General features: G+C 72.1%; 19 protein-coding genes. 14 read left to right on the top strand and 5 right to left on the bottom strand.

Going from position 1 to position 19,027, the window contains the following annotated elements; translation table 11 throughout:
• The first annotated feature begins 156 nt into the window (after window positions 1–156).
• Window positions 157–3,699: a DNA polymerase III subunit alpha gene (gene dnaE / locus ACV7NM_RS23395; RefSeq protein ID WP_463412107.1), complete on the top strand. Its 3,543-nt coding sequence runs from the start codon at window positions 157–159 to the stop codon at window positions 3,697–3,699.
• A gap of 89 nt (window positions 3,700–3,788) precedes the next feature.
• Here the strand turns inward: dnaE and ACV7NM_RS23400 are convergent, their stop codons facing one another.
• Window positions 3,789–3,953, bottom strand: a complete 165-nt coding sequence (locus ACV7NM_RS23400; RefSeq protein ID WP_329194512.1) for a hypothetical protein — start codon at window positions 3,951–3,953, stop codon at window positions 3,789–3,791.
• Between the two features lie 213 nt (window positions 3,954–4,166).
• On the opposite strand from ACV7NM_RS23400, the gene ACV7NM_RS23405 reads away from it, so the two are divergent.
• The 4 genes from ACV7NM_RS23405 (at window position 4,167) to ACV7NM_RS23420 (ending at window position 8,007) form a co-directional block, all read left to right on the top strand.
• Window positions 4,167–5,474: an NYN domain-containing protein gene (locus tag ACV7NM_RS23405; RefSeq protein WP_463412108.1), complete on the top strand. Its 1,308-nt coding sequence runs from the start codon at window positions 4,167–4,169 to the stop codon at window positions 5,472–5,474.
• A gap of 73 nt (window positions 5,475–5,547) precedes the next feature.
• Complete coding sequence (locus ACV7NM_RS23410) at window positions 5,548–6,552, top strand: ABC transporter ATP-binding protein (RefSeq protein ID WP_463414042.1); 1,005 nt, start codon at window positions 5,548–5,550, stop codon at window positions 6,550–6,552.
• Window positions 6,549–7,376 carry an ABC transporter permease gene (locus ACV7NM_RS23415; protein WP_463412109.1) on the top strand — a complete coding sequence of 276 codons (828 nt, stop codon included), beginning with the start codon at window positions 6,549–6,551 and terminating at the stop codon, window positions 7,374–7,376. Before ACV7NM_RS23410 ends, ACV7NM_RS23415 begins: the two co-directional genes overlap by 4 nt.
• 34 nt (window positions 7,377–7,410) lie before the next feature.
• Window positions 7,411–8,007 carry a hypothetical protein gene (locus tag ACV7NM_RS23420; RefSeq protein WP_463412110.1) on the top strand — a complete coding sequence of 199 codons (597 nt, stop codon included), beginning with the start codon at window positions 7,411–7,413 and terminating at the stop codon, window positions 8,005–8,007.
• 228 nt (window positions 8,008–8,235) lie between these two features.
• Here ACV7NM_RS23420 and ybaK read toward each other — a convergent pair whose 3' ends face one another.
• Genes ybaK through ACV7NM_RS23435 form a run of 3 tightly spaced genes read right to left on the bottom strand, consistent with a single transcriptional unit; the run spans window position 8,236 to window position 11,106 of the window.
• A complete protein-coding gene (gene ybaK / locus ACV7NM_RS23425) occupies window positions 8,236–8,733 on the bottom strand; it encodes a Cys-tRNA(Pro) deacylase (RefSeq protein ID WP_463412111.1) in 498 nt (165 codons plus the stop codon).
• Window positions 8,733–9,473, bottom strand: coding sequence for an LON peptidase substrate-binding domain-containing protein (locus tag ACV7NM_RS23430; protein WP_463412112.1), 741 nt, complete (start codon window positions 9,471–9,473; stop codon window positions 8,733–8,735). Before ACV7NM_RS23430 ends, ybaK begins: the two co-directional genes overlap by 1 nt.
• Before the next feature lie 34 nt (window positions 9,474–9,507).
• Window positions 9,508–11,106 carry an oxidoreductase gene (locus ACV7NM_RS23435; RefSeq protein ID WP_463412113.1) on the bottom strand — a complete coding sequence of 533 codons (1,599 nt, stop codon included), beginning with the start codon at window positions 11,104–11,106 and terminating at the stop codon, window positions 9,508–9,510.
• Between the two features lie 139 nt (window positions 11,107–11,245).
• Here ACV7NM_RS23435 and hisD point away from each other — a divergent pair, with 139 nt between their 5' ends.
• From hisD to ACV7NM_RS23480, 9 genes are all read left to right on the top strand, one after another.
• The gene (hisD, locus tag ACV7NM_RS23440) at window positions 11,246–12,568 is read left to right on the top strand and encodes a histidinol dehydrogenase (protein ID WP_463412114.1); all 1,323 of its coding nucleotides are present in this window, start codon (window positions 11,246–11,248) and stop codon (window positions 12,566–12,568) included.
• A complete protein-coding gene (locus tag ACV7NM_RS23445; RefSeq protein ID WP_463412115.1) occupies window positions 12,565–13,689 on the top strand; it encodes a histidinol-phosphate transaminase in 1,125 nt (374 codons plus the stop codon). The genes hisD and ACV7NM_RS23445 overlap by 4 nt, the downstream gene beginning before the upstream one ends.
• Window positions 13,686–14,279, top strand: coding sequence for an imidazoleglycerol-phosphate dehydratase HisB (gene hisB, locus ACV7NM_RS23450; protein ID WP_136215256.1), 594 nt, complete (start codon window positions 13,686–13,688; stop codon window positions 14,277–14,279). Before ACV7NM_RS23445 ends, hisB begins: the two co-directional genes overlap by 4 nt.
• A gap of 2 nt (window positions 14,280–14,281) precedes the next feature.
• Window positions 14,282–14,449: a hypothetical protein gene (locus ACV7NM_RS23455; RefSeq protein WP_463412116.1), complete on the top strand. Its 168-nt coding sequence runs from the start codon at window positions 14,282–14,284 to the stop codon at window positions 14,447–14,449.
• Window positions 14,446–15,096: an imidazole glycerol phosphate synthase subunit HisH gene (gene hisH, locus ACV7NM_RS23460; protein WP_463412117.1), complete on the top strand. Its 651-nt coding sequence runs from the start codon at window positions 14,446–14,448 to the stop codon at window positions 15,094–15,096. Before ACV7NM_RS23455 ends, hisH begins: the two co-directional genes overlap by 4 nt.
• Entirely contained in the window at window positions 15,096–15,827 is a 732-nt protein-coding gene (gene priA, locus ACV7NM_RS23465) for a bifunctional 1-(5-phosphoribosyl)-5-((5-phosphoribosylamino)methylideneamino)imidazole-4-carboxamide isomerase/phosphoribosylanthranilate isomerase PriA (RefSeq protein ID WP_463412118.1), read from the top strand. Before hisH ends, priA begins: the two co-directional genes overlap by 1 nt.
• Window positions 15,824–16,231, top strand: a complete 408-nt coding sequence (locus ACV7NM_RS23470) for a RidA family protein (RefSeq protein ID WP_463412119.1) — start codon at window positions 15,824–15,826, stop codon at window positions 16,229–16,231. Before priA ends, ACV7NM_RS23470 begins: the two co-directional genes overlap by 4 nt.
• The gene (hisF, locus tag ACV7NM_RS23475) at window positions 16,228–16,983 is read left to right on the top strand and encodes an imidazole glycerol phosphate synthase subunit HisF (RefSeq protein WP_463412120.1); all 756 of its coding nucleotides are present in this window, start codon (window positions 16,228–16,230) and stop codon (window positions 16,981–16,983) included. The genes ACV7NM_RS23470 and hisF overlap by 4 nt, the downstream gene beginning before the upstream one ends.
• A gap of 61 nt (window positions 16,984–17,044) precedes the next feature.
• The gene (locus tag ACV7NM_RS23480; protein ID WP_463412121.1) at window positions 17,045–18,340 is read left to right on the top strand and encodes a M48 family metalloprotease; all 1,296 of its coding nucleotides are present in this window, start codon (window positions 17,045–17,047) and stop codon (window positions 18,338–18,340) included.
• Window positions 18,341–18,350: 10 nt separating this feature from the next.
• Here the strand turns inward: ACV7NM_RS23480 and ACV7NM_RS23485 are convergent, their stop codons facing one another.
• Window positions 18,351–18,983 carry a TIGR03085 family metal-binding protein gene (locus ACV7NM_RS23485; protein ID WP_463412122.1) on the bottom strand — a complete coding sequence of 211 codons (633 nt, stop codon included), beginning with the start codon at window positions 18,981–18,983 and terminating at the stop codon, window positions 18,351–18,353.
• Between the last annotated feature and the right edge of the window lie 44 nt (window positions 18,984–19,027).

Raw genomic sequence — 19,027 nt, forward strand, 5'->3', positions numbered from 1 at the left:
CGGGTTCCTCCTGGTGGCGCGTGTGCCAATCGGTTTTCGGACAGGTGCTCCTGGCCGGTGCAACGCCTGACCGTACCGGTCAGTGCCCCGGAAGTGTCACCGGCCCGACGTAGGATTCGAGTCGCCCCCCACTCCCGTCGCCGGAGGACCCCCACCGTGACCAAGCCGCCGTTCACGCACCTGCACGTCCACACCCAGTACTCGCTGCTGGACGGTGCCGCGCGGCTCAAGGACATGTTCAACGCGTGCAACGAGATGGGCATGACGCACATCGCGATGTCCGACCACGGCAACCTGCACGGCGCCTACGACTTCTTCCACTCCGCGAAGAAGGCCGGGGTCACGCCGATCATCGGCATCGAGGCGTACGTCGCCCCCGAGTCCCGGCGCAACAAGCGCCGCATCCAGTGGGGCCAGCCCCACCAGAAGCGGGACGACGTCTCCGGCTCCGGTGGCTACACCCACAAGACGATCTGGGCGGCGAACGCCACCGGCCTGCACAACCTCTTCCGGCTGTCCTCCGACGCGTACGCCGAGGGCTGGCTCACGAAGTGGCCGCGCATGGACAAGGAGACCATCTCCAAGTGGTCCGAGGGGCTCATCGCCTCCACCGGTTGTCCCTCCGGCGAACTCCAGACCCGGCTGCGCCTCGGTCAGTTCGACGAGGCCCTGAAGTCGGCCTCCGAGTACCAGGACATCTTCGGCAAGGACCGGTACTTCCTGGAGCTGATGGACCACGGCATCGAGATCGAGCGCCGCGTCCGCGACGGACTGCTGGAGATCGGCAAGAAGCTCGGCATCCCGCCGCTGGTCACGAACGACTCGCACTACACGTACGCGCACGAGGCCACCGCCCACGACGCCCTGCTGTGCATCCAGACCGGCAAGAACCTCTCCGACCCGGACCGCTTCCGCTTCGACGGCACCGGCTACTACCTGAAGTCGACCGACGAGATGTACGCGATCGACTCCTCGGACGCCTGGCAGGAGGGCTGCGCCAACACGAAGCTGGTCGCGGACCAGATCGACACCGAGGGCATGTTCCAGTTCCGGAACCTGATGCCGAAGTTCGACATCCCGGAGGGCCACACCGAGGTCAGCTGGTTCCGCGAGGAGACCATGCGCGGCATGCACCGCCGCTACCCGGGAGGCATCCCGGAGGACCGGATGAAGCAGGCCGAGTACGAGATGGACACGATCATCTCGATGGGCTTCCCGGGCTACTTCCTCGTCGTCGCCGACTTCATCATGTGGGCCAAGAACCAGGGCATCGCGGTGGGCCCGGGCCGAGGCTCCGCGGCCGGTTCGATCGTCGCGTACGCCATGGGCATCACCGACCTCGACCCGCTCACCCACGGTCTGATCTTCGAGCGCTTCCTCAACCCCGAGCGCGTCTCCATGCCCGATGTCGACATCGACTTCGACGAGCGCAGGCGCGTCGAGGTGATCCGGTACGTGACGGAGAAGTACGGCCAGGACAAGGTCGCCATGATCGGCACCTACGGCACCATCAAGGCCAAGAACGCGATCAAGGACTCGGCGCGCGTCCTCGGCTACCCGTACGCGATGGGCGACCGGCTCACCAAGGCCATGCCCGCCGACGTCCTCGGCAAGGGCATCCCCCTCTCCGGCATCCTCGACCCGAAGCACCCGCGCTACGGCGAGGCCGGCGAGATCCGCGGGATGTACGAGAACGAGCCGGACGTGAAGAAGGTCATCGACACCGCCATGGGCGTCGAGGGCCTGGTGCGCCAGATGGGCGTGCACGCCGCCGGCGTGATCATGTCCAGCGAGACGATCACCGACCACGTACCCGTCTGGGTGCGGCACACGGACCAGGTCACCATCACCCAGTGGGACTACCCGAGCTGCGAGTCGCTCGGCCTGCTGAAGATGGACTTCCTCGGCCTGCGCAACCTCACGATCATGGACGACGCCGTCAAGATGGTGAAGGCCAACAAGGGGATCGACATCGATCTCCTGGCCCTCCCGCTCGACGACCCGAAGACCTTCGAGCTCCTCGGCCGCGGCGACACCCTCGGCGTCTTCCAGTTCGACGGCGGCCCCATGCGCTCGCTGCTGCGCCTGATGAAGCCCGACAACTTCGAAGACATCTCCGCCGTGTCCGCCTTGTACCGGCCGGGCCCGATGGGCATGAACTCGCACACCAACTACGCCCTGCGCAAGAACAAGCAGCAGGAGATCACCCCGATCCACCCCGAGCTGGAAGCGCCGCTCGAAGAGGTGCTCGCGGTCACCTACGGCCTGATCGTCTACCAGGAGCAGGTCCAGAAGGCCGCCCAGATCATCGCCGGGTACTCGCTCGGCGAGGCCGACATCCTGCGCCGCGTGATGGGCAAGAAGAAGCCCGAGGAACTGGCGAAGAACTTCACCATCTTCCAGGCCGGTGCCCGCAAGAACGGCTACAGCGACCAGGCGATCCAGGCCCTGTGGGACGTGCTGGTGCCCTTCGCCGGCTACGCGTTCAACAAGGCGCACTCCGCCGCCTACGGGCTCGTCTCCTACTGGACCGCCTACCTCAAGGCGAATTTCCCGGCCGAGTACATGGCGGGGCTCCTCACCTCGGTCAAGGACGACAAGGACAAGTCCGCGATCTACCTGAACGAGTGCCGCCGCATGGGCATCAAGGTGCTCCCGCCGAACGTCAACGAGTCCGAGCCGAACTTCGCGGCCCAGGGCGACGACGTGATCCTCTTCGGCCTCACCGCCGTCCGCAACGTCGGCCAGAACGTCGTGGACTCGATCATCAAGACCAGGAAGGCCAAGGGGAAGTTCTCCTCCTTCCCCGACTTCCTGGACAAGGTCGAGGCCGTCGTCTGCAACAAGCGGACCGTCGAGTCGCTGATCAAGGCCGGTGCCTTCGACGAGATGGGCCACACCCGCAAGGGCCTGGTAGCCCACCACGAATCCATGATCGACAACGTGGTCGCGGTCAAGCGCAAGGAGGCCGAGGGCCAGTTCGACCTCTTCGGCGGAATGGGTGACGAGAACGCCGGCGACGAGCCCGGCTTCGGCCTCGACGTCGAGTTCTCGGACGTGGAGTGGGAGAAGTCGTACCTGCTCGCCCAGGAGCGCGAGATGCTCGGCCTCTACGTCTCCGACCACCCCCTCTTCGGCCTGGAGCACGTGCTGTCCGACAAGACGGACGCCGGTATCTCCCAGCTCACCGGAGGCGAGCACTCCGACGGCGCGGTCGTCACCATCGGCGGCATCATCTCCGGCCTCCAGCGCAAGATGACCAAGCAGGGCAACGCCTGGGCCATCGCCACCGTCGAGGACCTGGCCGGCTCGATCGAGTGCATGTTCTTCCCCGCCACCTACCAGCTCGTCTCCACCCAGCTGGTCGAGGACACGGTCGTCTTCGTCAAGGGCCGCCTCGACAAGCGCGAGGACGTGCCCCGCCTGGTCGCGATGGAGATGATGGTCCCCGACCTGTCCTCCGCCGGGACCAACGCCCCCGTCGTCCTGACCATCCCGACCGTCAAGGTCACCCCGCCGATGGTGACCCGTCTGGGGGAGATCCTGCGCCACCACCGGGGCAACACCGAGGTGCGGATCAAGCTCCAGGGGCCGCGCACCACCACCGTCCTGCGCCTCGACAAGCACCGCGTCCAGCCCGACCCGGCGCTCTTCGGCGACCTCAAGGTGCTCCTCGGACCGTCCTGCCTGGCCGGGTAGGACCCGCCGCCCCACACGCGCGAGGGCGCGCCCGGTGCTCCGGGCGCGCCCTTCCCGCAGGTGCGGGGAACCGTCGGTCCTGGGGACCGTCAGTTGTGGCCGAACTTCTTCTCCTTGCGCTTGCCCGCCATGTGCATCGGGCTCGGCGCCGACGAAGGCTCGGGAGAGGTCTGCACCGAGCTCTTCGACTGATCCTGGGCCTGGGCGCGGTCCGAGGTCTTGGCGGGCTGCCGGGTGTTCTTGTTCTTGGCCATGGGAAGCCTCCGTGAGGGGTGTAGGGGCCAGGGCCGCCTTCACACTCACACAGCACCGGAAACCGCGCATTTTGGATCATCACCGTGCGTCGGCGAGGACGCGCGGCGGCCCCGGAGTGAGATACGCCACGCCGATGATCGAGTTCCGGCATTCAACACCCTTGCCGTCGGGCAGACTCGGGGAAAACCTGTCAAGGACCCCCAGGGAAGAGGGTGGAACGCGTGGACCGCTGCGTCGTCCTGGTGGACGCCGGCTATCTGCTGGGCGCCGCCGCCAGCCTTCTCGCGGGGGAGCCGTCCCGCTCCCGCATCACCGTCGACCACGCCGCCCTCATCCAGGGCCTGCGCGAACGCGCCGAGGCCGATACCCAGCAGCCGCTGCTGCGGATCTACTGGTTCGACGGCGCCCCCGACCGGGTCCCCCAGCCCGAACACCGGCGGCTGCGCGTGATGCCCCGGGTCACCGTCCGTCTCGGCGCCCTGACCCGCAGCGACGGACGCTGGGCGCAGAAGGGCGTCGACGCGGCCATGCACGCCGAACTCACCGAACTGGCCCGCAACCGGGCCTGCTCGGACGTGGTCCTGGTGACCGGCGACGGCGACCTGCTGCCCGGGCTGATGTCCGCCAAGGAACACGGGGTCGCCGTCCACCTGTGGGCCGTCCAGGCGGCCGACGGGGACTACAACCAGTCCGAGGACCTCGTCGCCGAAGCCGACGAACGCCGCGTCCTGGACCGGGTGTGGATCACCCGGGCCGTCCGCGCGAAGGACCTCACCGGCCTGTGCTCCCCGGCGCCCGCGCCGCGCCCGGAGATCGCCGCCATCCTCTCCGCCCCACTGCCCGAGGCGGCGCTCGCCGAAGCCGCCCGCAACGGCGCGCCCGCCGCGACCGCCGACACCGCCGAGCGCCCCGCACCCGTACCGGCGCCCACCGCCGAGGGCGCCGCCGAGGGTGCCAGACCCGTACCCACCCCCAAGGACCTCGCCGCCCTGCGTGCCCCCGGCGCCGTCGCCGCCCCGCAGAACGCGTCCGGCTCGGCCGCCGGCCCGGCCGGCAGCGCCCTGCGCTGGTCCTCCGACAAGGGCTGGATCGACCGGGCCGGACCGCTCGGAGAGCCCGCCGAGACCGCCTCCCTGCCCACCCTCGCCCAGCTCACCAGCGCCGAACAGCGCTGGGCGGACCGGGAAGAGGACATCACCACCGTCGGGGGCGACCCCTTCGAGGTCGGCCAGGTGTTCGCCCGGCGCTGGATGGAACGGCTCCCCGAAACCGTCCACCTACAGAAACTCGCCACCATGTACCCGCGCATCCCGCACCGCATCGACGGGGAGCTACTGCGCTACGCCGCCCGGTTCGGGTTGCTCGCCCACAAGGACGACCAGATCGACGAGCACGACCGTTACGCCATCCGCGCCGGTTTCTGGCGCGAGATCGACGTGCGCGCCGCCGCCGAGCACGTCGCGGCCCCGGGCGCCGCCGTACCGGGGGCGCCGGTGACCCCGGCGGCCGACCAGGGGTGAAAGCCGCGTAGGCTGCTCCCTCGTGAGCACGGGCACAGCAGGCGCGAAACAGGACACGGCACCGGCCGCGGCTGTGACCTCCGAGGCGGGTGCCCGCGACGTCGTCTGCGCCGTGCGCGACCTCGTCAAGACCTACCCGGCCGTGCGCGGCCGGCGCGGGGCACCCGCCCTGCCCGAGACCCGCGCCAACGACGGCATCTGTCTGGACGTCCGGCGCGGCGAGATCTTCGGCCTGCTCGGCCCCAACGGCGCCGGGAAGTCCACTCTCGTACGACAGCTCACCGGACTGATGCGGCCCGACGCCGGAAGCGTGTCGCTGCTCGGTCACGACCTCGTGCGCCACCCCGAGAGGGCCTCTCGACTCCTGGCCTACCTGGGGCAGGAGTCCACGGCCCTGGACGAGCTCACCGTGGCGCTCGCCGCCGAGACCACCGGCCGACTGCGCGGGCTCGACGCCCGTGCGGCGCGCGCCGCACGGGACTCCGTACTGGAGGAGCTGGGCCTGACCGCGCTCGCCGGCCGGCCCCTGAAGAAGCTCTCCGGCGGCCAGCGGCGCCTGGCCTGCTTCGCCGCCGCGCTGGTCGGCGAGCGGCCCGTCCTGGTCCTCGACGAGCCCACCACCGGCATGGACCCGGTCGCCCGGCGCGCCGTGTGGGGCGCCGTCGACCGGCGGCGCGCCCGCCACGGCGCCACCGTCCTGCTCGTCACCCACAACGTCATCGAGGCCGAGACCGTACTCGACCGGGTCGCCGTCATCGACCACGGAAAGGTCATCGCCTGCGACACCCCCGCCGGGCTCAAGGCGACGGTGTCCGGCGAGGTCCGGCTGGAGCTGGTGTGGCGGACCGCGGCGCCACTGGAGGTGCCGGAGGTCGCCGAGCTGGCCCCCGCCGCCGCCGTGTCCGGGCGGCGATGGGTGCTGCGGCTCACCCCCGACCGGGCTCGCGCCGCCGTGGCCGCGGTGACCGGCGGGCCGGCCTTCGCCGCGCTCGACGACTTCACCCTGGCCACGCCGAGCCTGGAGGACGTCTACCTGGCCCTGGGGGGCCGTGCCTCGAAGGGGCTGGTGAAGTCGTGACCACCGCCGTCACCGCCGTTTCCGCCGGAGCACCGGCCGCCGGGACCCAGGCCTCCGGGACGTCCGCGCCCGGACCGCTGGCGCCCCGGGCGCGGTTCTTCCCGGCGCTCGCCGCCGTGTACCGGGCGCAGTTGTCCCGGGCGCGGGTGGCGCGCATCCCGCTGTTGTTCGTGGCCACCTTCCAGTCCGTCGGGATCATGATCCTCATGCGAGGGGTGGTGGACGGGGGCTCGGAGGCACGGGCCGTCGTCGCCGGATCGTCCGTGCTGGTCGTGGCCTTCGTCGCGCTGAACCTGCTCGCCCAGTACTTCGGCCAGCTACGGGCCGGCGGGGGGCTCGACCACTACGCCACCCTGCCCGTGCCGCCCGCCTCCGTGGTGCTCGGCGCGGCCGCCGCCTACGCGTCCTTCACCGTGCCGGGAACGCTGGTCACGGCGGGATTCGGGTGCGTGTTGTTCGGGCTGCCGATGGGCGGGTTGTGGATCCTCGCGGCGGTGGTACCGCTGGCGGGGGCGGCGCTGGCCGGGCTCGGCGCGGCGCTCGGACTGCTCGCGCCCCGGCAGGAACTGGCCACACTGGCCGGACAGCTCGGCATGTCGGCGGCGCTGCTGCTGGGCGTGCTGCCGCCGGAGCGGATGCCGGACGTGATCGTGTGGACGCGGGACCTGCTGCCCTCGACGTACGGGGTGGAGGCCTTCGCCCGTACGTTCGCGCCCGACCCCGACTGGGCGGCGGTCCTGTTCGACCTGGGCGTCTGCGGGGCGGTCGGGGTGCTGTCCCTGGCCGTCGCCACCTGGGCCTACCGTCGGGCGGCGGTCCGCTGACACCGGCGGGCCGGGGACCTGGCACGATGTGCGGGTGACCGAAGCCGTGACCCCGCCGCCGCACCCGTCCCCGCTGCCCTTCGACCAGGGCGCGCCGCCGCGTGAGAAGACCACGCCGGGCGATGTCCGGGACGGAGCCGCCGTCGCCCTGGTGGTGGCGGTGGCGGGCGTGCTGCTCGGGGTGCTGTGGGCGTGGCTCGCGCCGAAGGTCCAGTACGTCTCCGACGGGGAGGCCGTGTTCCTGCGGAACTCCGAGAACGAGGCGCGGATCGGCGCCGATGGGACGTTCCTGCTGCTCGCGGCGGCCTTCGGACTGCTGAGCGCGGTCGCGGTCTTCCTGTGGCGGCGCCGGGGCGGGGTACCCCTGGTGATCGGGCTCGGGGTGGGATCGGTGTTCGCGGCCCTGGTCGGCTGGCGGCTGGGCCTGTGGCTCGGCCCCTCCTCCAACCTCCCGGCGGCGGCCGCGAGGGCGGGCAAGGGCGTCCCGTTCGACGCCCCGCTCCAACTGCTGGCCCACGGGGCGCTCCTGGCCTGGCCGCTGGTGGCCCTCGCCGCGCACCTCGCCCTGACGGCCGTCTTCACCACCCCGGACCCGACCTGGCCCTCGGAACCCCCCCGGCCCGACGCCTGAGCGCCCCTGCCCTCCCGGCCCGCTTGACGCCCGACCCACCCGGCCGGGGCCGCGTTTCCAGTCGCGCCGCAGCGCCGCAGACTCCCCGTTCAGTCGCCGCTCGAACCCACCCGGCTGGGGCCCGCGTTTCGAGCCTCGCCGGCGTTCGAGGCGGGGGGTTCGGGGCGGAGCCCCGGGGTGTCCAGCCCGGTCGGGGCCGCAGGCACCCCGCCTCCGCCGCGCCGCGGGCTAGCGTGCGATCGGCGCCATCGCGGCCGACGTCAGCGCCGTCAGCGTGGCCGGAGCCAGCTCGACCTCCAACCCCCGGCGCCCGGCCGACACACAGATCGTGCGGTGCCCCGCCGCCGACGCGTCCACCACCGTCCGAAGCGCCCGCCGCTGCCCCAGCGGCGAGATGCCCCCCAGCACGTACCCCGTCGTCCGCTGCGCCAGCGCCGGGTCCGCCATCGCCGCCCGCTTGCCGCCCACCGCCCCGGCCAGCGCCTTGAGGTCGAGCGAGCCCGAGACGGGGACGACCGCCACCGTCAGCACGCCGTCCACGTCCGCTACCAGAGTCTTGAACACCTGCTCCGGGGCGACGCCCATCTTCTGCGCGGCCTCCTCGCCGTACGAGGGGTGCGACGGGTCGTGCTCGTAGGCGTGCGTGGTGAACTCCGCGCCCGCGGCGGTCAGCGCGGCGATCGCGGGAGTCGCAGCCCCGGCCGCCCCCGCCTTCTTCTTCGCCATCAGTTCGGGCTCGTCGGCGCGCGCGTCAGGTCCACCGCCGGCAGCGACGGCAGGTGACGGATCACGGCCGTCTCCGCGCGCAGCAGTTCCAGTTCCTCGGCCAGGCGGGTCGCCGTGTCGGGGGCCTGGAGCAGGCGCTGCTTCGACGGGATGTCCAGTACGGCCGCCGCCGCCACCAGGTACGAGACCACCGACGGCTCGTCGGGCAGTTCGGGCGCCGCTGCCAGGGACCGCTCCCGCGCCCCGGCCAGCCGCTTCTGGTAGGTGCGAAAGGCCCGCAGCACGCCCTCGGCCAACGCCCCCGCACCCTCGCCCGCGTCCTCCGCCAGCTCCTCCAGCTCCGCGACGAGGTACGGCCCCGAGGCGTCGACCGACAGCAGCCGCACCCGGGCGGTGCCGGTGGCCAGCACCTCGAAGCTGCCGTTCTCCCGCTCCCGGATCGTCGCGGCGTCGGCGACGCAGCCCACCCGGTGGAAGGCCTGGATCGGGTCCGCGCCGAAGCCCGCCGCCGGACCGCGCTCCGGCAGGGTCGTCTGGTCCGGCAGGCCCGGCGCGGTCGGCGCGACCTCCCAGCCGTCCCGGATCGCGACGACCGCGAAACGGCGCGGCTCGTCCTCACCCGTCTTCAGCAGCTCGCGCATCATGGCGCGATAACGCTCCTCGAAGATGTTCAGCGGCAGCACGAGGCCGGGGAACAGCACCGAGTTCAGCGGGAAGAGGGGCAGGCGAACGGTGGTCACGAGGCACAGGGTAGTGGCCGGGGGCCCGCGGCCGTCACCCCCGCCTCAACAGCCGGGAGGCGCCCGCCGCCACCGTCGTGGCCAGTATCCACCCCAGCACCACGAGGGCCGACGCACACCACTGCCAGGCTCCGCCCGGCTTCCACTGGCCCTCGTGCCCCAGATCGATCACCGGCAACAGCAGGTCGAGGGCGTACAGGGCGGCGCTCCACTGCGGGTGTTCGTCCTCCTTGATCGGTGGCGGGGGGTGTCGCGAGAACAGCAGCGTGCCCGCCGCCCACAGGACCGCCATCCACAGCGCCGCCCGGCCCGGCCGGTAGCCGTACACCACCGTCCAGTCCTGGAGGTAGCCCCAGGCCTTGGCCGCGGGCGGCAGGGTCGCGCGCCGCCGCCGCTGCTTGGCCAGCAGCACCTCCCGGGCGTCGGAGTCCTCCCCACTGGCCCGCAGTACCGCCGCCAGCCGCTCGTACGGCTCCGGCGAGTACTCCACCGTGGCCGTCTCCACCCAGGCCAGCCGGCGCGGCAGCGGGAAGTGTCCGCGCGGGGCGAGGATCTCGTACGAGAAGCCCTCCATCACCAGCCGACCCGGGCCCGGCCAGCTGGTGGACAGATCGACCAGCTTCACCACCTTCGCCCCCGACAGCACGACCCGGCCCTGCTCGGGCTGCGCGCCCACGAAGCGGAGCTCCGGCGTGCTGATCCGCCGCAGCGAGACCTCCTGGTCCGCGGAGAGCCGGAACCGGGCCCCGTAGAAGTCGATCGCGTCGCCGAAGCGGCCGTCGTCCAGCCGTATCCCGCCCTGGCACTCGAAGGCCTGCGAGGCCTGCCCCGGCGCGGGCGTCCGACCGATCCCGTACGGGGGAGTGCCGACCCCCGAATCGCCCGGGGAGGAGTACAGCGCGATCGAGGTCAGGTACAGGGTCCGCTCGACGGTCAACTGGGGCGCGTTCAAGGCGCGCCGCCCGTCCGGGTTGCGCAGCCGCGCCCCGCGCAGGTTCATCGACACGCCGACCTTCGCGCCGCGCAGGCTGACCTCCCCGTAGGTCTCCAGCAGGTCGCCCTGGAAGTCCTGGGCCACGGACATGCCGTCGGCGGTGATCGCCCGGCCCTTGTTGTCGGGCCGGACCACGGCACGGCTGATCAGCAGGTCGGTGCCGATCTGCGCGTCGGTCAGCCGGATGCCGCGCGCCACCCGGGAACCGAGCAGGTGCAGGTCCCCTTCCGTGTGCAGCCGGGCCGCCTCCAGCCGGGGGATCGCACAGTTCACCAGGCGCAGGGTGCAGACGCGGGTCTCGGACAACCGGATCTCGCTGTCGAAGCGGCACGCCTGGAACTCGACGTACGGCTCGACCCTGCCCCCGGCCAGTTCCAGCCGCCCCAGGACGCGGACGCCGCGCAGTTTCAACGCCACCACCCGACCCGGCACCGGGGGCGGACCGTGGAGCAGCAGCAGCGCCACCACTTCCGCGCGGACACTGCGCTCAGGGCCCCAGGGGCGGCCGGCGTGCGGGTCGTCCCGGTCCGCGACACCGGTACCGAGATCGCAGGTGCGGCCCGTGCGGTAGGCCTCCCACATACGGCGTTCGGCGCCGGTGAGATCCACCGGTTGCGTCCCCGCGCGCATCTCCGTCATGGCGGCCCCCCTCCGCGGTCACCCACGTGCGGTCACACGGGTGTAGGGGAACGCTAAGCGCCGGCTGTGACATCCGGGGCGTGTATCAGCCAGTGATACAGGCGGACGGTGGCGGGAGTCGGTCTGAGAGAATTGGGATGTGATCTCTCGTATCGACCTGCGCGGTGACCTCCTCCCCGAGGGTGGCGCCCTGCGCGATCTGCTGCCCCGTGCCGAGTTCGACGTGGAAGCCGCCCTGGAGAAGGTGCGGCCCATCTGCGAGGACGTGCATCATCGTGGCACGGCGGCGCTGATCGAGTACGCGCGGAAGTTCGATGGGGTCGAGCTGTCGCAGGTCCGGGTGCCGGAGCAGGCCATCGCGGCCGCCCTGGAGCAGCTGGATCCGGCCGTCCGCGCCGCCCTGGAGGAGTCGATCCGGCGTGCCCGGATCGTGCACCGGGGCCAGCGTCGCAGCGAGCACACCACCCAGGTGGTTCCCGGCGGCACCGTGACCGAGAAGTGGGTTCCCGTCGAGCGCGTGGGCCTGTACGCGCCGGGCGGCCGTTCGGTGTACCCGTCCTCCGTGGTGATGAACGTCGTACCCGCCCAGGAGGCCGGGGTCGAGTCGATCGCGCTCGCCTCCCCGCCGCAGGTCGAGTTCGACGGTCTGCCACACCCCACGATCCTCGCGGCCTGCGCCCTGCTGGGCGTCGACGAGGTCTACGCGGCCGGAGGCGCCCAGGCCGTCGCGATGTTCGCCTACGGCACCGAGGAGTGCGCGCCCGCGAACATGGTGACCGGCCCCGGCAACATCTGGGTCGCGGCGGCCAAGCGCTACTTCACCGGCAAGATCGGCATCGACACCGAGGCCGGCCCGACCGAGATCGCGGTCCTCGCGGACTCCACGGCCGACCCCGTGCACGTCGCCGCCGACCTGATCAGCCAGGCCGAGCACGACCCGCTGGCCGCCGCCGTCCTGGTCACGGACTGCGAGGAGCTCGCGGTGGCCGTTGAGAAGGAGCTGGAACCGCAGGTCGCGGCCACCAAGCACATCGAGGACCGGATCAAGCCCGCCCTCGCGGGCAAGCAGTCCGCGATCGTGCTGGTGGACAGCCTGGAGGACGGCCTGAGGGTCGTCGACGCGTACGGCGCCGAGCACCTGGAGATCCAGACCGCCGACGCCGCGGCCTGGGCGGCCCGGGTGCGCAACGCCGGCGCGATCTTCGTCGGCCCCTGGGCGCCGGTCTCGCTCGGCGACTACTGCGCCGGGTCCAACCACGTCCTGCCCACCGGGGGCTGCGCCTGCCACTCCTCCGGCCTGTCCGTGCAGTCCTTCCTGCGCGGCATCCACATCGTCGACTACACGCGCGACGCCCTCGCCGAGGTCGCCCACCACGTGGTGACGCTGGCCGAGGCGGAGGACCTGCCGGCGCACGGCGCGGCCTTGAAGGCGCGGTTCGAGTGGAAGGTGCCCACCCAGTGACCTTCGGCATCGACGACCTCCCCATCCGCGACGAGCTGCGCGGCAAGTCCCCGTACGGCGCGCCGCAGCTCGACGTGCCCGTCCAGCTGAACACCAACGAGAACCCGTACGAGCTGCCCGAACCGCTCGTGCGGCGCATCGCCGAGCGCGTCGCCGACGCCGCCCGCACCCTCAACCGCTACCCCGACCGGGACGCGGTGGAGCTGCGGACCGAACTGGCCGCGTACCTGACCCGCACCGGCAAGCACCCGGTGGCGCGGGAGAACGTGTGGGCCGCCAACGGCTCCAACGAGGTCATCCAGCAGCTGTTGCAGACCTTCGGCGGGCCCGGCCGCACCGCGATGGGCTTCGAGCCCTCGTACTCGATGCACGCCCTGATCGCCCGGGGCACGGGCACCGGCTGGATCTCGGGCCCGCGCCGGGAGGACTTCACCATCGACGTGGAGGCCGCCGAACGGGCGCTCGCCGAGCACGCGCCCGACGTCGTGTTCATCACCTCCCCCAACAACCCCACGGGCACGGCGGTCGAGGCCGAGACGGTCCTCGCTCTCTACGAGGCCGCCCAGGCCGCGCGTGCCGATCGAGGCCGCGCGTCCCTCGTGATCGTGGACGAGGCGTACGTCGAGTTCTCCCACCGGGGCTCCCTCCTCCCGCTCATCGAGGGCCGGCCGTGCCTGGTGGTCTCGCGGACCATGTCCAAGGCCTTCGGCGCCGCCGGACTGCGCCTGGGCTACCTCGCCGCGCACCCCGCCGTGGTCGACGCGGTGCAGCTGGTGCGCCTGCCGTACCACCTGTCGGCCGTCACCCAGGCGACCGCGCTGGCCGCCCTGGAGCACACCGACACGCTGCTCGGCTATGTGGAGCAGCTCAAGGCCGAACGGGACCGCCTGGTCACCGAACTGCGGGCCGTCGGGTACGAGGTCACCGAGTCCGACGCGAACTTCATCCAATTCGGCAGGTTCGAGGACTCCCACACCGCATGGCGGAAGATCCTCGACCAGGGTGTCCTGGTCAGGGACAACGGCGTACCGGGATGGCTGCGGGTCACCGCCGGCACTCCCGCCGAGAACGACGCGTTCCTGGAAGCGGTTCGCGCACTGAAGAAGGAGCAGCACGCATGAGCCGCATCGGACGGGTCGAACGGACCACGAAGGAGACCTCGGTCGTCGTCGAGATAAACCTCGACGGCACCGGCAAGGTCGACGTCTCCACGGGCGTGGGCTTCTACGACCACATGCTCGACCAGCTCGGTCGCCACGGCCTCTTCGACCTCACGGTCAAGACCGACGGCGACCTGCACATCGACAGCCACCACACCATCGAGGACACCGCCCTCGCACTCGGCGCGGCCTTCAAGCAGGCCCTCGGCGACAAGGTCGGCATCTACCGCTTCGGCAACTGCACCGTCCCGCTGGACGAGTCCCTCGCCCAGGTGACCGTCGACCTCTCGGGCCGTCCGTACCTCGTGCACACCGAGCCCGAGAACATGGCGCCGATGATCGGCGCGTACGACACGACGATGACCCGGCACATCCTGGAGTCCTTCGTCGCGCAGGCCCAGATCGCCCTGCACGTCCACGTCCCGTACGGGCGCAACGCCCACCACATCGTGGAGTGCCAGTTCAAGGCCCTCGCCCGGGCCCTGCGCTACGCCGCGGAGTTCGACCCGCGCGCGGCCGGAATCCTGCCCTCCACGAAGGGCGCCCTCTAGCCGTGAACGGCCTCAACACCATCCTGATCGTCCTCGGCCTGTTCCTGGCCGGGGGCGTCTACTCCTTCAAGAAGCAGAAGATGCCCCTGTCGGTCATCGTGCTGCTCGCCATCGGCTCCGTGATGTGCCTCGCCGCCGGAGTCCTTCGGATCCAGGGGATTTGGGGATGAGCGCAATCCGACCCACCAAGACGGTCGTGGTCTTCGACTACGGCTTCGGCAACGTGCGGTCCGCCGAGCGGGCGCTCGCGCGCGTCGGCGCGGACGTCGAGATCACCCGCGACTACGACAAGGCCATGGACGCCGACGGCCTGCTGGTCCCCGGCGTCGGCGCCTTCTCCGCCTGCATGCAGGGACTCAAGGACGTCCGCGGCGACTGGATCATCGGGCGCCGGCTGTCCGGCGGCCGGCCCGTCATGGGCATCTGCGTCGGCATGCAGATCCTCTTCGAGCGCGGCATCGAGCACGGTGTGGAGACCGAGGGCCTCGACGAGTGGCCCGGCACGGTCGGCCCGCTCAAGGCCCCGATCGTTCCCCACATGGGCTGGAACACCGTCGACGCCCCCGAGGACAGCCGCGCCTTCGCCGGCCTCGACGACGACGCCCGGTTCTACTTCGTGCACTCCTACGCGGCGCACGACTGGAGCCTTGAGGTCACCAACCCGCTGATCCGCGCCCCCAAGGTCACCTGGGCCACCCACGGCGAGCGTTTCGTCGCGGCGGTGGAGAACGGGGCCCTGTGGGCCACCCAGTTCCACCCCGAGAAGTCCGGCGACGCCGGCGCCCAGCTCCTCACCAACTGGATCGAGACCCTGTGATGCCCGCACCCACGCTCGAGCTGCTCCCCGCGGTCGACGTCCGCGACGGCCAGGCCGTACGCCTCGTACACGGCGTGTCCGGCAGCGAGACCTCGTACGGCTCCCCGCTGGAGGCCGCCCTCGCCTGGCAGCGCGCCGGCGCCGAATGGCTGCACCTGGTCGACCTTGACGCCGCCTTCGGCACCGGTGACAACCGCGCCCTGGTCGCCGAGATCACCGGCGCCATGGACATCAAGGTCGAACTGTCCGGCGGCATCCGCGACGACGCCTCGCTCGCCGCCGCGCTCGCGACCGGCTGCACCCGCGTCAACCTCGGCACCGCGGCCCTGGAGACCCCCGAGTGGGCCGCCAAGGCGATCGCCGAGCACGGCGACAAGATCGCGGTCGGGCTCGACGTGCGCGGCACCACGCTCAAGGGCCGCGGCTGGACCAGCGAGGGCGGCGACCTGTACGAGACCCTCGCGCGCCTGGACTCCGAGGGCTGCGCCCGGTACGTCGTCACCGACATCGGCAAGGACGGCACGCTGACCGGCCCCAACCTGGAGCTGCTCAAGAACGTCTGCGCCGCCACCGACCGGCCCGTCGTCGCCTCCGGCGGCATCTCCTCGCTGGACGACCTGCGGGCGCTGTCCGAGCTGGTGCCGCTGGGCGTCGAGGGCGCCATCGTGGGCAAGGCCCTGTACGCGAAGGCCTTCACCCTGGAAGAGGCCCTGCGGGTGGTGTCCGCGTGAGCGCCTCCGACGCCGTGCGCCGGATCTCCTCCGGCGGCCCCTACGAGGACGTCATCGGCTACAGCCGGGCCGTCGCACTCCCCAACGGCCTGGTCCTGGTCTCCGGCTGCACCGCGGCCGACGGCGGCGGCCCCTACGAGCAGGCGATCACCGCCTTCGGCGTCGCGTTCAAGGCGCTGGAGCAGGCCGGCCTCGGCCCCGAGCACGTGGTCCGCACCCGGATGTACCTCACGCACGCCCGTGACGTGGACGACGTCGGCCGCGCCCACAAGGAGCTGTTCGACGCCGTGCGCCCCGCCGCGTCCATGATCATCGTCTCCGGTTTCGTCGACCCGTCCATGGTCGTCGAGGTCGAGGTGGAGGCGTACCGGAGCCCCGATGGTCTCGAAGGAGGGACGGCATGACGCTCGCCGTACGGGTGATCCCCTGCCTGGACGTGGACAACGGTCGGGTCGTCAAGGGAGTCAACTTCCAGAACCTGCGGGACGCCGGCGACCCGGTCGAGATGGCCAAGCTCTACGACGCCGAGGGCGCGGACGAGCTGACCTTCCTCGACATCACCGCCTCCTCCGGGAACCGCGAGACCACCTACGACGTGGTCCGCCGGACCGCGGAGCAGGTCTTCATCCCGCTGACCGTGGGCGGCGGCGTACGCACCGCCGACGACGTGGACAAGCTGCTGCGGGCGGGCGCCGACAAGGTGGGCGTGAACACGGCCGCCATCGAGCGGCCCGAACTCATCCGGGAGATCGCGGAGCGGTTCGGCCGGCAGGTGCTGGTGTTGTCGGTGGACGCGCGGCGCACCGCGTCCGGCGCGTTCGAGGTCACCACGCACGGCGGCCGCAAGAGCGCCGGCATCGACGCCGTCGAGTGGGCGCACCGGGCCGCCGAGCTGGGCGCCGGGGAGATCCTGCTGAACTCGATGGACGCCGACGGCACGAAGGACGGCTACGACACCGAGATGATCGCCGCGGTCCGCGAGCACGTCCGTGTCCCCGTGATCGCCTCGGGCGGCGCCGGCAAGCTGGAGCACTTCCCGCCGGCCATCGCCGCCGGCGCCGACGCGGTCCTCGCCGCCTCGGTGTTCCACTTCGGCGACCTGCGCATCGGCGAGGTCAAGGCCACCCTCCGCGAGGCGGGCCACCCGGTCCGCTGACCGGGCCCCGGCCCGGCTACGCTGCCCCGACAGTGGCCCTGGGGAGGGGCCGCGGGGGATCATGAGAGACGGCCTGGTTGTTTCACGGGCACAGCTGTGCCCCGGGTGCGGGCAGGGGCTCGCCGCCACCGACGAGCGGTTCGTCGTGTGGTGCGCGGAGTGCGACTGGAACGTTGACCCGTCCGCGCCCGACCCCGAGCCGGGCCGTCTCGCCGCGACCCGGCGCCGGTTGGCACGGCGGTACGGCGAGCAGCTCGCCGCCGCCATGGCCGGCGGCGACCCCGGCCGGGCCCGCCGCGACCCGGCGGCGCTGCTCGCCCTCGGGATCGCCGTGCTGGTGCACCTGGTCACCCTGTCGCTGGCCGTGGCCGGTCTGCTGCTGATCGTGCTGGGCTGGGAGACCGGGATCCAACCGGTCGAGGGCGTCGTGCTCCTCGTGGTGGCCTTCATCATGAGGCCACGGCTCGGCCGGCTGCCGCAGGACGGCCCCGTGCTCCATCGGGCCGACGCGCCCCGGCTCTTCGAGCTGATCGACGAGGTCGCCGCCGCCGTCGCCACCGAGGGCGTCCACGCCGTGGTGGTGAACGCCGACGTCAACGCCGCGGTGATGGCGTACGGGCCGCGCCGGCGCCGGGTACTGGTCCTGGGCCTCGGATTGTGGGAGGTCCTCGGCCCGCGCGAGCGGGTGGCGCTGCTCGGCCACGAGTTCGGGCACTTCGCCAACGGGGACCTCCGCCACGGTCTGGTCACCCGCAGCGCGCTGCGCTCCATGGCCCTCTGGTGGAACATGCTGGCCCCGAACGCCGCGTGCACCGTGTGGGACTGGCTGATCAACGTGGTGACGTACCTGCCGCGCTGCGCGGTGTACGGTCTGCTGTTGCTGCTCGACCGGCTCACGCTGCGCGCCTCCCAGCGCGCCGAGTACCAGGCCGATCTGGGTGCCGCGCGGGTCGGCTCGACCCAGGGCGCGGTGGCGCTGATGGACCGGCTGCTCGTGGTGGGGTCGGTCGAGGCGGAGCTGCGCCGGGAGTCGGTGGCCGCCCAGATGACGGGCGGCAGGGGCGGACGGGCGGCCCGGGACGCCGCCGAGCAGGGATTGTGGGAGCGGCTCGCCGCGCACGTGGCCGCCGTGCCCGAGTGCGAGTACGAGCGGCTGCGCCGGGTCGCCGCCCGACGCGGGCACAGCGTGGACACCACGCACCCGCCCACGCACCTGCGGCGGCGCTGCCTGGAGCTGGGCGGGCCCCGGCCGGCCCTGGTGGGTTACGACGAGGACCGGGCCGGGGCAGTGGCGGCCGAGCTCGCCGGGCCCCGGGCGGCGGTGGCCCGTCAGGTCGTCCGGGACCTCGCGGGCTGAGGCTCCCGGGTCAGATGCCCAGCCGGGCCCTGGTCAGACCGGCGACCGCGTCCTTGTCGCCGTCCAGTTCCACGACGGCGGCGTCCTGGCGGCCGAAGCAGAACAGCGTCAGCTCGCCCGGCTCGCCCGTGACCGTCACGACGGGGAGCCCCTTGCGGGCGACCGCCGTGCGGCCGTCCGGGCGGCGCAGCACCAGGCCCACCGGGGAGCGGCGGGCCGTCAGGCGGGCCAGTTTCTCCAGGCGGGACCAGAGCACGTCGGAGAAGACCGGGTCGGGCTGCCGCGGTGACCAGTCCGGCTGCGCGCGCCTGACGTCCTCGGCGTGGACGTAGAACTCCACCGCGTTGGCCGCCTCGTCGATCTGCTTGATCGAGTACACGGACATCGTCGGCGGCCCGGTACGGATCAGCCGGATCAGTTCCTCGTACGGCTTGGCCGTGTACTCGGCCATCGCCTTGTCCAGGCGCCCCTTGAGCACGTTCAGCAGCAGACCGCCGGCCGCGTCGGGGCGGCGCTCCCGGACGACCACGTGCGCCGCCAGTTCCCGCGCGCTCCAGCCGTCGCACAGCGTCGGCGCCTCCGGTCCCGCCGCCTCCAACAGATCGGCCAGCAGCAGACGTTCACGCTTCGCATGGGTAGACATGGGGGCCAGCCTACGGCCGGAACCCGCCCCCCGCCCGCTCATCA

It is taken from the genome of Streptomyces sp. Tek67B01 (assembly GCF_055231995.1).